The 13,003-nt window shown below is 71.4% G+C and carries 12 protein-coding genes; 6 read left to right on the top strand and 6 right to left on the bottom strand.

What is annotated here, in order from left to right; all coding sequences use genetic code 11:
• Nucleotides 1-21 precede the first annotated feature (21 nt).
• Both OG440_RS36225 and OG440_RS36220 read left to right on the top strand, forming a co-directional pair.
• The gene (locus OG440_RS36225) at nt 22-915 is read left to right on the top strand and encodes a LysR family transcriptional regulator (RefSeq protein WP_406010988.1); all 894 of its coding nucleotides are present in this window, start codon (nt 22-24) and stop codon (nt 913-915) included.
• 93 nt (nt 916-1,008) lie between these two features.
• Entirely contained in the window at nt 1,009-1,122 is a 114-nt protein-coding gene (locus OG440_RS36220; RefSeq protein WP_406010987.1) for an LPXTG cell wall anchor domain-containing protein, read from the top strand.
• A 167-nt stretch (nt 1,123-1,289) separates the two neighbouring features.
• On the opposite strand, the gene OG440_RS36215 is transcribed toward OG440_RS36220, so the two are convergent.
• Nucleotides 1,290-1,781, bottom strand: a complete 492-nt coding sequence (locus OG440_RS36215) for an ATP-binding protein (protein ID WP_406010986.1) — start codon at nt 1,779-1,781, stop codon at nt 1,290-1,292.
• A 157-nt stretch (nt 1,782-1,938) separates the two neighbouring features.
• Here OG440_RS36215 and OG440_RS36210 point away from each other — a divergent pair, with 157 nt between their 5' ends.
• On the top strand, nt 1,939-2,307 hold the full coding sequence (locus OG440_RS36210; protein WP_406010985.1) for an STAS domain-containing protein: 369 nt from the start codon (nt 1,939-1,941) through the stop codon (nt 2,305-2,307).
• A 136-nt stretch (nt 2,308-2,443) separates the two neighbouring features.
• On the opposite strand, the gene OG440_RS36205 is transcribed toward OG440_RS36210, so the two are convergent.
• The 5 genes from OG440_RS36205 to OG440_RS36185 form a co-directional block, all read right to left on the bottom strand.
• On the bottom strand, nt 2,444-3,289 hold the full coding sequence (locus tag OG440_RS36205) for a carbohydrate ABC transporter permease (RefSeq protein ID WP_406010984.1): 846 nt from the start codon (nt 3,287-3,289) through the stop codon (nt 2,444-2,446).
• The gene (locus OG440_RS36200) at nt 3,286-4,644 is read right to left on the bottom strand and encodes a carbohydrate ABC transporter permease (RefSeq protein WP_406010983.1); all 1,359 of its coding nucleotides are present in this window, start codon (nt 4,642-4,644) and stop codon (nt 3,286-3,288) included. The genes OG440_RS36205 and OG440_RS36200 overlap by 4 nt, the downstream gene beginning before the upstream one ends.
• 6 nt (nt 4,645-4,650) lie before the next feature.
• Nucleotides 4,651-5,979 (bottom strand): ABC transporter substrate-binding protein, encoded by a 1,329-nt coding sequence (locus OG440_RS36195; protein ID WP_406010982.1) that lies wholly within the window; start codon nt 5,977-5,979, stop codon nt 4,651-4,653.
• 55 nt (nt 5,980-6,034) lie between these two features.
• The gene (locus tag OG440_RS36190) at nt 6,035-7,666 is read right to left on the bottom strand and encodes a glycoside hydrolase family 13 protein (RefSeq protein WP_406011556.1); all 1,632 of its coding nucleotides are present in this window, start codon (nt 7,664-7,666) and stop codon (nt 6,035-6,037) included.
• 225 nt (nt 7,667-7,891) lie between these two features.
• Complete coding sequence (locus tag OG440_RS36185; protein ID WP_406010981.1) at nt 7,892-9,160, bottom strand: ABC transporter substrate-binding protein; 1,269 nt, start codon at nt 9,158-9,160, stop codon at nt 7,892-7,894.
• 124 nt (nt 9,161-9,284) lie between these two features.
• Between OG440_RS36185 and OG440_RS36180 the strand changes: the two genes are divergently transcribed.
• The 3 genes from OG440_RS36180 to OG440_RS36170 are packed head-to-tail and all read left to right on the top strand — an operon-like array spanning nt 9,285 to nt 12,844.
• Entirely contained in the window at nt 9,285-9,800 is a 516-nt protein-coding gene (locus OG440_RS36180; protein WP_406010980.1) for a PadR family transcriptional regulator, read from the top strand.
• On the top strand, nt 9,797-10,546 hold the full coding sequence (locus OG440_RS36175) for an ABC transporter ATP-binding protein (RefSeq protein WP_406010979.1): 750 nt from the start codon (nt 9,797-9,799) through the stop codon (nt 10,544-10,546). Before OG440_RS36180 ends, OG440_RS36175 begins: the two co-directional genes overlap by 4 nt.
• Before the next feature lie 3 nt (nt 10,547-10,549).
• Entirely contained in the window at nt 10,550-12,844 is a 2,295-nt protein-coding gene (locus OG440_RS36170) for an ABC transporter permease (protein ID WP_406010978.1), read from the top strand.
• The last annotated feature ends 159 nt before the right edge of the window (nt 12,845-13,003 follow it).

The raw sequence follows: 13,003 nt of genomic DNA, 5'->3' as shown, positions 1-13,003 counted from the left end.
GGCACGTCTAGGATTACTCGCATGCAACTGGATTTGAATCTGCTCGCCGCGCTCGACGCACTGCTGGAGGAGGGCAGTGTGGCCGGGGCGGCGGCGCGCCTGCATGTCACCGCCCCCGCGATGAGCCGGAGTCTGGGCCGGATCCGGCGCACGACCGGGGATCAGATCCTCGTGCGCACCGGCCGCACGATGACCCCGACGCCGTATGCGATCGCCGTCCGGGAACAGGTGCACGGGCTGCTGCACCAGGTCCAGGGGGTGCTGGCACCGAGCCGTGAACTCGATCTGGCAACGCTGGAGCGCACGTTCACACTCCGCTGGCACGATTCCCTCGTCGCTCTGAGCGGCCCCGCACTGCTCGCGGCCGTGCGCGGACAGGCGCCGGGCGTGCGACTGCGCTTCGTCGCGGAGTCGAGCATCGACACCCCCGAGTTGCGGCGCGGCGAGGTCGACCTGGAGGCGAACGCCAACCACCCCGGCGCACCGGACATCCGTGCCGAGAACGTGGGCGAGACCCGCCTCGTCATCGTCGCGAGGCAGGGGCACCCCCTCACCCGCGTCGGAACCCTCACCGCGCAGCACTACGCCGCCGCTGAACACGTCACCGTCTCGCGACGCGGAAACCTCACCAACGCCATCGACGACGCCCTCGCCGGGCTCGGCCTCACCCGCCGTGTGGTGGCGACCGCCCCCACGGAAGCGGCCGCGCTGGAGTTCGCGCGCGACTCCGACATCCTGATCAGCGTCCCCGAGGTCACCACCCGGTCAGCGGTCGCCGACCTCGGCCTGGTCGTGCTCCCCCTCCCCCTCGAACTGCCGTCGGCACCGATATACCTGTCCTGGCATCAGCGCTACGACACCGACCACGCCCACGCCTGGCTGCGCGGACTGGCACGAACCGCGCTGACCATGTGAGAAGCGCCGTAGTCGGCGCCGTCCGGCCGCGTCGAGCGGATCGGTCTGCTCGGCCGCAGGCTGAAGCCACACACCCGGGGTATCCGCCTGAGCATGCTTGCTCTGACTGCCTACCGCTCGTACCACGGCGCAACGACCGTGTGGGCCTTCGTGGTCGCCATCCTCATCGTGCTGGCGGCGGCCTGGTACGTCCGACGCCGAAGGTAGACGTGACACCCGCCGGCCCGGCTTCACGGGACCATGTGGCCGCAGGGGGCACACCGACCTCTACGAGGCGTTTCCCACCCACCACCACCGCGAACACGCCGTTCGGGAGTTGCGGGACACCCCCGCCATCTGAGCCTCGGGGAGGGTGGCACGCATGACAGGACACTTCAGTCCGGTGACGGACCGGTGGTGCCGCTGGAGCGGGCGGCCAGGGCGATACGGGCCGTGATGCGCTTGCCGACCGACTCCTGCTCGATGAACAAGTCCTCGGCGACGGCTTGGACGATCTCCAGGCCGTGCTGACCGATCCGGTCCGGATCAGCGGTCCGGACCGCGGGTACGGTCGGCTCGCTGTCCCACACGACGATGTCCACGGCCCGGGTGTTGATGCGCAGTTCCACCAGGACCGGCCCGGGGGCGTATTTGCAGGCGTTGGTGACCAGCTCACTGACCACCAGCTGGGTCAGGTCCCGCGTGCGGGCGGATACCGACAGGGGGTAGTCGGCTTCGGCCTGGTCGAGGAAGGCGAGGGCGTGCCGGCGGGCGTCGGCGATGCAGCCGTCGTCACCGCCGAGGGCGTAGCCGGCGCGGATCAGGTGCTCTTCCGGCGCCGGGCAGCCGTCACCGTCGTCATGGGATGCCTCGGGCGTCGCCCTCATTCGCCGTTCACGAGCGCGCCACTACCCTTGATCCCGTCATCCATGTCACCAGCACCTTATTCGGCGCGCTCCCCTGCGTGCATGAGGTCCCCGCGGTGGGGCAGAATCGTCCGTGCACGCCCCTCCCGGGGCAGGCTCAAGCGCAGTCGAGGAGACGGTGAGCGACATCGAGCAAGCGGACCGGAAAGGCCGGTTCTCCGTCGTACATCGCACGGTCGACGGCATGCGGATCGTGACCGTGAAGGGCGAGATCGACCACGACGTCAGGGAGCTGCTCAGCGCGGCCCTGCTGTCCGAGGACGGCGCCGCGCCGCCGTCACGGATCGTGGTGGACCTCGGCGACGTGACCTTCATGGACTCCAGCGGCATCAATGTCTTCGTCACAGCCCACCAGGCCGTCAGCGGCACGCAAGGGTGGGTGCGGATCGCCGGCGCGCAGAAACCCGTCCTGCACGTCCTGCGACTGGTCGGTCTCGACGACCTCATCACCTGCCACCCCACCCTCGAGCAGGCCCTGAACGCCTGATGCCGACGGCGGCCGGTCGGGGGCGCCCTCCTCGCCCGAGTGCCGCCGCGGATCCTGGTGCCTCTCGCGGAGCTCCAGGTCCTCGACCGACGCCGGTCGACAGGCGACAGCGGCGTCGCGCCACCGTGCGTACGGCCTACTTCACCGACCCCGCCATGACGCCCTGCACGAAGTGCCGCTGGAAGGCGAAGAACACGGCCACGGGCACGATCAGGGACAGGAACGCGCCCGGTGCGAGTACGTCGATGTTGCTGCCGAACTGCCTGATCTGGGACTGGAGTTCCACGGTCAGGGGTTGTGACGAGCTGTCGGCGAAGAGCAGCGCCACCAGCATGTCGTTCCACACCCACAGGAACTGGAAGATGGCCAGGCTCGCCAGCGCGGGCCGTCCCACCGGCAGCACGAGCCGGGTGAAGATCCGCCACTCGTTGCCCCCGTCCATGCGGGCCGCCTCCAGCATCTCCCGCGGTATCTCGGCGAAGTAGTTCCGCAGCAGGAAGATCGCGAACGGCAGTCCGTAGGACACGTGGAAGAGGACGACGCCCGGAATCGTGCCGAACAGTCCGAGCTGGCCGAAGAGTTTCGCCACGGGCAGCAGGCCGATCTGCACGGGCACCACCAGGAGCGCGACCACCAGCAGGAAGAGGGCGTCACGGCCGGGGAACTCCAGCCAGGCGAAGGCGTACCCCGCCAGGGCGGCGATCACCACGACGAGGACCGTCGTCGGCACCGAGATCAGCACGGTGTTCCAGAACGCCCGGGTCATCCCGGCGTTGCCCAGGAGCGACGTGTAGTTGTCGAAGGACAGCCGGCCCGGACTGGAGATCGCCGTCCACCAGCCGCCCGTGGCCGTGTCCTGCGCCGACCGCAGGGACGACACGAACAGTCCGGCGAGCGGTGTCAGCCAGAGCAGTCCGACGACCACGAGGACGGCCTGTACCAGGCTGTTGCCGAGCCCGCGCCGAAGCGCACTGAGGTTCATCGCTGACTCCCTCGGAAACGACGGACGTTGAAGACCATGGCGGGGATCACCAGCAGCAGGAGCAGAACGCCGAGGGCGCTGCCCAGCCCCTGGTCGTTGCCGCCGCCGAAGGACACCAGCCACATCTGGGTGGCCAGCACGGTGGCGTCCTCCTGCACCGGGCCCGGCGCGATGATGTAGACGAGGTCGAAGACCTTCATCACGTTGATGACGAGGGTCACGAAGACCACCGTCAGCACGGGCGCCAGCAGGGGCACGGTGATCCGGCGGAACACCTGCCACTCGTTGGCGCCGTCCATCCGCGCCGCCTCGAGTGAGTCGCGCGGCAGTGCGGACAGTCCCGCGCCGATCAGCACCATCGCGAAGCCGGTCCAGATCCACAGGTAGGCGCCGATGATCGCCGGGGTGACCAGCGCGGGACCGAGCCAGGAGATGCCGTCGTAGGGCTGGGCGAAGTTCGCACCGGGCAGGGCGACGGTGTACGAGCCCGCCTTCAGGCCGGGGAAGCGGAAGGAACCGTCGGCCGCGGTGGTGGTGCTCGCGACCGTGGCGCCGTCGCGCTCGGCCTCGACCCTCATCTTCGGCAGCCCGCTCTCCCGGCGGTCCACCGCGCCCTGTTTCCCTCCCCCGCCGGGGGTGAAGTCCAGGTAGACGACTCCGCGCAGTTCGTCGGGGCCCGCCGTGCGGGCGGCCGCCGGGTAGGCCGGTCGCGCGCCGGCCGGGAGCTCCTTGGGTGCGACGCCGACCAGGCCGAGGGCGATCGTGTCGCCCGGTGACACGGTCGCGCCCGTGCGGTACGAGCCGCCGGCACCCCGGGTCAGGCCCTGGCCTTCGCGGGCGCGGGCGGTCGGGTAGGTGGCGGTGTCCTGGAAGGCGTCGTGGACGCCGACGGCCGCCGCGTTCAGGACGCCCTTGTCGGGGTCCTCGTCGTAGGCGAGCCGGAAGATGATGCCCGCGGCCAGGAAGGAGACGGCCATGGGCATGAAGAGCAGCAGCTTGAACGCCGTGGCCCAGCGGACCTTCTCGACCAGCACGGCGAGGATCAGGCCCAGGCCGGTCAGCAGGGTCGGGGCCACGACCACCCAGATCGCGGTGTTGCGTACGGCTTTGAGGGTGGCCGGGTCGCGGAACATCTCGGTGTAGTTGTCGCCGCCCACGAACCGTGTGCCGGAGGCGTCGAAGAAGCTGCGGCCGACGGAGAACAGCACGGGGTAGACGACGAGGGCGCCGAGCAGGAGCAGCGCGGGGAGGACGAAGAGCAGGGCGACGGTCCTGCCGCGCCGCCGGGCGCGTCGTTTGCGGTCGACGGTGTCGGTGGCGGGTGGTGCGGCCGTCTTCGTGAGGGTGGCGGTCATCGCCGGTCAGCCCTTGTAGGCCTTGGCCGCGGCGGTCTCCAGCTGTGCCGCGGTGGCCTTCGGGTCGGACGGGTCGCGCAGGAAGTCCTGGAGGATCTTCCACTCGCCGGCGCCCTTCGTCCCGCCGAACGCGGCCGGGGCCTGGTCGGACATGTCGAAGCGGACCGAGTCCCCGGCGGCGATGAGCGACTTGGCGGTGGTGCGGGTGACGTCGTCGCCGTAGGAGGCGAGGTCGAGCTTCTTGTTCGGGGAGAGGAAGCCGCCCGTCTCGGCCCACACGGCGGCGGCCTCCGGGGTGGCGAGGTACTCCAGGAGCGCCATGCCGGCCTTGGTGTTCTTGCCGTCCTTGAGAACGACGGCCGCGTCACCGCCGCTGACCACGGGTGCCGCTCCGCCACCGACCGGGGGGAACGCGAAGAAATCGGCGTCCTGGCCTATCTTCCGGCCGAACTGGTCCTTGGCGACGCCTGCGACGAAGTCGCCCTCGTAGACCATGCCCGCCTCGGGTTCGGGTCCGAAGACCTTCTCGACCGAGCCCGGGAAGTCGGTGTTGAGGGCGCCCTTCCGGCCGCCCGCGAGGAGCTGCTTGTCCTGGAAGAGCTTGGCGAGGGTGGTGAGGACGTCGACCACGCTCTGGTCGGTCCACTTCAGTTCGTGGGCGGCGAGGGCGTCGTACTTCTCGGGGCCGGCCTGGGAGAGGTAGACGTTCTCGAACCAGTCGGTGAGCGTCCAGCCGTCCTGGCCCGCGACGGAGAAGGCGGCGAGGCCCGAGTCGGACACGGTCCGCCCGGCCTTCAGCATCTCGTCGTAGGTCTTGGGCGGCTGGACGCCGGCCTGGTCGAGGGCGGCGGGGCTGTACCAGACGGTCGACTTGTGGGCGGCCTTGAAGTAGAGGCCGTAGAGGGTGCCCTTGACGCTGCCGTAGTCCTTCCAGACCGTCGCGTAGTTGGCGGCGACCGACTTCCGGGTGGTCGACGACAGCGGCTTGAGCCAGCCGTTCCCGGCGAACTGCTGGAGCACGCCGACCTGCGGGACCATGACCACGTCGGGGGCGTTGCCGCCTTCGATCTTGCTGCCGACGACGGTGGAGACGTTGTCGCCGGTGGAGACGAACCGGGTCTCGGCGCCGGTCTTCTCGGTGAAGGCGTCCAGCACCTTCTGGAAGTTCTTCTGCTCGGCGCCGGACCAGACGCCTGCCACGGTGACGGTCTGGCCGTCCAGCGACTTGTCGCCGCCGCCCGCGGAGACGGGGTCGCCGCCTCCGCAGGCGGTCGCGCCGAGCGTCAGGGCGAGCGCGGTGCAGCCGGTGAGCAGAGTGGTACGTCGTCGCATCATCGTCGATGTCCGTTCGTGGAAGGAGAGTTGGCGGTGGGTTCAGAGGTGGTCGTGCTCAGGAGTCGGTGTCGTCACCGATCCACCAGGCGGCCGTGGAGCCGGGGAGCACCCCGGCCTGGCAGGGGCCGCTGGACAGCAGGGGGATGCCGGGGACGGGCGCCGGGGCGGGCGCCGTTCCGAAGTTGACGGCGCAGACCAGGCCGTCGCCGCGGGCGAACGCGAGGACGCCGGGCTGGGCGTCCAGCCAGCGCAGCGTGCCCTCGCCCAGCTGGGGCAGCGTGGCGCGCAGGTGCAGGCCGTCGCGGTACAGGTGCCAGAAGGAGCGGGTGTCGGCGAGGGCGCGGTCGGTGGCGTACTCGGCGAAGTACTCGGGCTGTGGCAGCCAGGGTTTGGTGCCGTCGACGCCGGAGGTGAACCCGAACGGCGAGGCCTGTCCGGACCACGGCAGCGGTACCCGGCAGCCGTCCCGGATGCGGGCGCGGCTGCCGGTCCGGCGGAAGATCGGGTCGGTGAGCACGTCGTCGGGCAGGTCGACCACCTCGGGCAGGCCCAGTTCCTCGCCCTGGTAGATGTAGGCGGCGCCGGGCAGGGCCAGCAGCAGGAGGGCCGCGGCGCGGGCGCGGGCTGCGCCGAGGCCGCTGCCCTCGACGGCGGGCTCGCCGTAGCGGGTGACCGTGCGCACCTGGTCGTGGTTGTTGAGGACCCAGGTGACGGTCGACCCCGTTCCCGCGATGTCCTGCATGGCCTCGGCGATGACCTTGCGGAAGGCGTCGGCGTCCCAGGAGGCGCTCAGCAGGTCGAAGAAGAAGGCCTGGTGCAGTTCGTCGGGGCGGACGTACATCGCGTGTTCGCGGGCGGTCGGGACCGAGACCTCGCCGACGAGGAGCCGTTCACGGCCGTCGTGCGCCGTGTACTGCTCGCACACCGCCCGCCAGCGCCGCCACACGTCGTGCACCTCGGGCTGGTTCCAGGCGAGGGGGTTGACGGAGTCGCGGGTACGGGCGTCGGCCTCGGGGTCCTGCGAGTCGGGCAGCTCGGGGTGCTTGAAGAGGCCGGCGGCGACGTCGATGCGGAAGCCGTCGACGCCCCGGTCGAGCCAGAAACGCACGACGCGGTCGAAGTACGCGCCGACGTCGGGGTCACGCCAGTTCCAGTCGGGCTGCTCGGGCGTGAACATGTGCAGGTACCACTGGCCCGGGCGGCCGTCCGCCTCGGTCACCCGGCTCCAGGCCGGTCCGCCGAACATGGCGTGCCAGTTGTTGGGCGGCTCGGCGCCGTCCGCTCCCCGCCCGTCGGCGAAGTGGAAGCGGGCCCGGGCGGGGCTGCCCGGTGCCGAGTCCAGCGCCTCGCGGAACCAGGGGTGCTCGCTGGAGCAGTGGTTGGGGACGATGTCGAGGAGCACCTTGACGCCCAGTCGCCGGGCGGCCCCGACCAGCCGGTCGAACTCGGCGAGGTCGCCGAAGAGCGGGTCGACGTCGCAGTAGTCGGCCACGTCGTAACCGTGGTCGGCCTGCGGGGAGGGGTAGAAGGGGCTCAGCCAGATCCCGTCGACACCGAGCTTCTTCAGATACGGCAGTCCGGCGCGGACTCCGGCGAGATCGCCGACGCCGTCACCGGTGCTGTCCAGGAAGCTGCGGACGTACACCTGGTAGATCACTGCCTCACGCCACCAGTGGTGCGTGTCGATGCGTGTGCCGATGTGCTGGGAGCTCACCCGTTGGCCTGTCTGTGCGGGCTGACTGTTATGCATGCATGTTATGTAGGCGTTTCCGCAGGGTGTCAACGAACAGGGGGCAGTCATCTGAAAGGCAGGGATGGCATAGCTGTACCAACCGTGATAAATCGCAGTCGGTTGATACGCCGACGTTACCTAACATGTAAGTAGGAGGTTCTTCGTGCCGACTGCGGAACGTCAGCCGCGGCGGGAGATGGCCGCGAGTTCCCGGGCCAGCCGCCGCACCGCCGCCTCGGGCGTCGAGTGCCCGGACATCGCGTCGTGCACGACCGCCTGCACCACCATGCTGACCTGGTCGTAGCGGGGGCTCTTGGGACGCGGTGCGGCCGTCAGCACGCTCGCGCGCAGGGTCGGCAGGTACGGGAACCGGCGCACCAGCTCCGGGTCCTCGTACAGATCCGCGCGCACGGGCGGCAGCGCGCCCTTGGTGAGCACCTGCCGCTGGACGCCCTCGCTCGTGAGGTAGGCGATCAGGCGCGCGGCGGTGTCGGGGTGTTCGGCGTGCGTGTTGACGGCCAGGTTGGAGCCGCCGAGCACGCTGGTCCCGGGCCCGTCGCGCCCCGGCAGCGGCACGGCGCCGACCTTGCCGGCGAGCGCGGACCCCGCGGCGGAGGCGCTGACGTACGCGTAGGGCCAGTTGCGCAGGAAGAGGAGGTGGCCGTTCTGGAAGGCCTGCCGGGACTCCTCTTCCGTGTAGGTCAGAGCTGCCTTCGGTACCCATCCGTCGCGGACGCCGCGCGCGAGGAACCCGATGCCCTCTCTGGCGGCGGAGTCGACGGTGACGCGATCGCCCTCGTCGCCGAGGATCGTGCCGCCCGCCGAGTACACGGCCTCGGCCGCGTTGACGGTGAGACCCTCGTAGGGCAGGAACTGACCCGCGTAGCCGTCGAGGCCGTGCCGGGGCGCGATGGTCTTCGCGGCCCGCTCCAGTTCGGCCCAGGTGCGCGGCGGTGGCACGCCCTCCTCGGCGAGGACGTCCTTGCGGTAGAGGAGCAGCCCGGCGTTGGTGACGTACGGGACGGCGTACAGCCGCCCGTCGTACGTCGCCGTGTTCACGACCGGGCGCAGGAAACTGCCCAGCGGGAAGCGGTCTCGCGGCAGCGGGCGGATCCAGCCGGCGGCGGCGAACTCCGAGGTCCAGGCCACGTCGATGTTGAGGACGTCGAACCGGCTGTGTGTGCCGCCGCGCAGATCGGTGATCATCTGGGCCCGCGACTCGTCCGCCGAGTCCGGCAGTTCGACGAGCGTGACCTTCTCGCCGGGGTGCGCCCGGTTCCAGCCCTGGAGCAGCGGGCCGAGGTACCCGGTGAGGTCGCCCGCGGTGGCGAGGGTGAGGGGTCCGCGGCCCTCCAGGCCGCCGGCCGCCCGGGCGCCGGACGCGCCGTAACCGGCCAGGACGACGGCGAGAACGAGGAGGCCCCTACCGGCGGCGCGTATCCACCGCATAGGTTCCTCCCTGTACACCGGCGCCGGGCACCCTCGCCCGGAGTCAGAGGCTATGTATACCCGTTAGGTATGGGCGATACTAGGGCCTGGACCACAATACGAGGCTGCGAGGAGGACAGCACGAGTGCGCCTGCCCCTCCTGGCCCTGCTGGCGCGCGGCCCGGCCCACGGCTACGAGCTCAAGCAGGACCTTGAGCGACTGTTGGGCGCCGCGTACCCTCAGCCGAACATCGGCCAGATCTATGTGACGCTGGGCCGCCTCGAGAAGACGGGACTGATCGAGGGCGAGGAGGTCGAGCAGTCCAGTCGGCCGAACAAGAAGATCTACCACCTCACCGACGCCGGGCAGGAAGCGCTGCGCGTCTGGTACGAGGAGACGGCGGACGAGCCGCGGTTGCGGGACGAGTTCTTCATGAAGCTCGTGCTCGCCCCGCAGACCGGTCTCGCCGACCAGATCGCCCTGATCAACAAGCAACGACGCCACTACCTGAACACCATGCGCACCCTGTCGAAGCTCGTCACGGGCGAGCACCACGACAACCGGACGGCCCGGCTGCTCGTCGAGGGCGCCATGCTGCACCTTCAGGCCGACCTCGACTGGCTGGAGCGCTGCCAGGAAGAACTGGAGGAGCCGCGGTGAAAGACGCCCCCACGCCTGCGCTGCGGGCCGAGAGCCTCGTGAAGACCCACCACGGCGAGGGAGCACCCGCCCATGCCGTACGCGGGGTGGACCTGTGCGTACGGCAGGGCGAGTTCGTGGCGGTCACCGGTCCCTCCGGCGCCGGGAAGTCGACGCTGCTGCATCTGCTCGGCGGCCTCCAGCGACCGGACAGCGGCAGCATCTGGCTGGACGGCGTGTGCACGGACGGCTACAGCGAGGCGCAGTGGGCCGTGGCGCGCCGGCGCCGTATCGGTGTCGTCTTCCAGTTCTTCAACCTGGTCTCCAACCTGTCCGTCGCCGACAACGTCGAACTGCCCGCGCTGCTGGCCGGGGTCTCCCCCAAGCGGGCCCGCGCGGAGCGGGAGGAGTTGCTGGCCGAGCTCGGCCTGACGGGCAAGGAGCGGAGCATGCCCGGCGAGCTGTCCGGCGGCGAACAGCAGCGGGTGGCGCTGGCCCGGGCCCTGGTGAACCACCCTCCCCTGCTGCTCGCGGACGAGCCCGCGGGCAGCCTGGACAGCAAGGGCACCCGCGAGGTGACCCGGCTGCTGTCCCGGTTCCACCAGCGTGGCCAGACCATCGTGCTCGTCACTCATGACGCGCGCATGGCGAGCACGGCCGACCGGGTGATCAGCTTCTTCGACGGCCGGATCGCCGACGACGCGGCGCTCGACGCCACGCCCTCCCCCGGCAAGGGGATATCCGCGGTGCTGGAACTGAAGGACTGACCCATGCGAGCCACGTTGCGCTGGGCGCATTCGGACCTGCGGACACATCGCGGCGAAGCACTGTTCCTGGTGCTCGCCACCGTCGGCGTCGTCACCTCCCTGCTGCTGGCGGCGGCACTCTTCGGCTACGCGACGAACCCCTGGGAGCGGGTCTTCACCCAGTCCCGGGGCGCACACGTGTCGATCCACACCGGCCCCTCGGCCGCGACGGACAGACTCGCCGGGCTGGACGGCGTCGAGTCCGTCGCCGGCCCCTACCCCACCGCTTCCACCACGGTCGCCGGCCGCGGCGCCCGCGCCTCCGTCGAGCTGCGCGGCACCGCCGAACGGCCCGCCGTCGGACGTCCGCTGCTCGTCTCCGGCCGCTGGCTCGACCCGGCTGCGCCCGACGGCGTCGTGCTGGAGAGCAGCCTGGCCCGGGCGCTGCTGGCCGAGCCCGGAGACGTGCTCACGCTGCCCGGCGGCGCCTCGACGCTGACCGTGCTCGGCGTCGCCGACAGCCCAGAGCCTCGCTACCGCCAGGGCGAGCGGCCGGGACTGGCCTGGGCGCTGCCGTCGGCCGTGCCGCGGACCGGCTCCGACCGCGGCCAGGTGATCGGGCTGCGCCTCACGGATCCCGGGGACACGGACTACGCCGTCCAGCGCGCCGTCACCGTGCTCGGCGCCGGCTCCGTGCGCGAGGTCTCCACCTGGCAGCAGGCGCGAGCCGAGGCGCAGGGCGACGACCGGCTGCTCGGCCAGATACTGGGCCTGTTCGGACTCGGCGCGCTCGTCGCCGCAGGTCTCGCCGTGCACGGGGCCATCGGCACCCGTATCCGGGGCCACCTGCGGGACATCTCGATCCTCAAGGCGATCGGGTTCACACCGGGCCAGGTCATGCGGGTGTTCCTGCTCCAGCATCTCGCCTACGCGCTGCTCGGCGCCGTGGGCGCGGCGGCGCTGATCCAGGCGTTGGGCAGCCGGTTGCCGGGGCGGCTGGGAGACGCGGTCGGGGTGTGGCAGGGACTGCCGGGTCACGCGGCGACGCTCATCGTGGTGCCGGTGGCGGCGGTGCTGTTCATCGGCGCGACCACCGGGCTCGCGGCCTGGCGGGCGGGACGGGTGCCGCCGGTTCCGGTGCCCCGGGCCGGAGCCCCCGCCGGGGGGCGCCTGTCGGGCGTGGCGCGCCGTGCGCTCGGCCTGCGGCTGCCGCCCGGGCTGGTCCTCGGCTGGCACAAGGCGTTCACGCGCCGCCCGCGCTCACTGGCCACGATCGCCCGCCTCGCGCTGCCGCTGACGCTGATCGTGGTGGCGATGAGCGCGTGGACGACCATCGACCGCTTCCACAGCACCCCGCAGGAGATGGGGCTGGCGGCCGCGCTCACCGTCCGCGCCGACGACGGCCTGAGCGACGCCGCGACCCGGACGCTTCTGTCCGGGCGGCCCGAGGTCGCCGCCGCCTATCCGGGCGTCGAGGTGGCCGCCCTGGTGCCGGGCCAGACGGCGACGATCGCCCTGCGCGGCCTCGGCACCCGCGCGGACCCGTACCCGTACACGCTGGCCGAGGGGCGACCCGCCCACGGCTCCGACGAGGCGTTGGCCGGACAGGGACTGCTGGACCTGCTGGACGTACGGGTCGGTGACTGGGTCCGTATGACCGTCGGCGGCCGGCCCCAGATCCTGCACATCGTGGGACGCAGCATCGAGCCGGAGAACGCCGGGCGGGTCATCTCCACGTCGCTCGACACCCTCCGGGAGAACGACGCGGAGCTCCGGCCGACGCTGTACCAGGTCCGGCTGCGCGACGGCGCGGATCCGCACCGCGTCGCCGCCGAGCTGAGCGCCGCGGCCGGGCCCGGGCAACTGGACGTGCACACCGTGACGAACCCCGCCGACGGTCTGTCGCCGCTGCGCAGTGTCGTCGTCGGCCTGCTCGGTGTCCTCGCGCTCATCGGACTCCTCGATCTGCTGACCGCCATCGGCGGCACGCTGCGCGAGAGCGAACGGGATCTGCTCGCCTTCAAGGCGATCGGCCTGTCGCCGCGGCAGATCACCGCGATCACGGTCACGGCCACCGGCTGCACCGTGGGGGCCGCGGTCGCCGTCGCCATGGCCCTGGGCGTGCCCCTCTCCCACTGGCTGATCGACGCCCAGGGCCGGTCGAGCGGTATCGGGGCCGGCATCGCACGGGCTCCGTCGCCCGTCGCGCTGTGCGCGTTCGGCGCGGCGGCGCTGCTGGGCGCGACGGCACTCGCCATGCTCCCCGCGACCCGCGCCTCGCGGCGCCGGCTCGCGGACACGATGAGCGCGGTGGCGTGACCCGCCGCAAGCCCGCCGTATGCGGCCGGACTTCTTCGGGTTCGACCCGACCCACAAGCCGCGTTCTCCTCGGGCGGTCGGTCCGTCGCCCGCGCCCACATCGTGTTGTGGGTCCAGGGGCGCCGCCGTAGGGTCACCGGCATGTCTCTACGTCTTCGT

Origin of the sequence: Streptomyces sp. NBC_00637, from assembly GCF_045161545.1 — a bacterium.
Classification (GTDB): domain Bacteria; phylum Actinomycetota; class Actinomycetes; order Streptomycetales; family Streptomycetaceae; genus Streptomyces.
The sequence above is the reverse complement of the archived record's forward strand: the minus strand, read 5'-3'. Positions and strand labels throughout refer to the sequence as shown.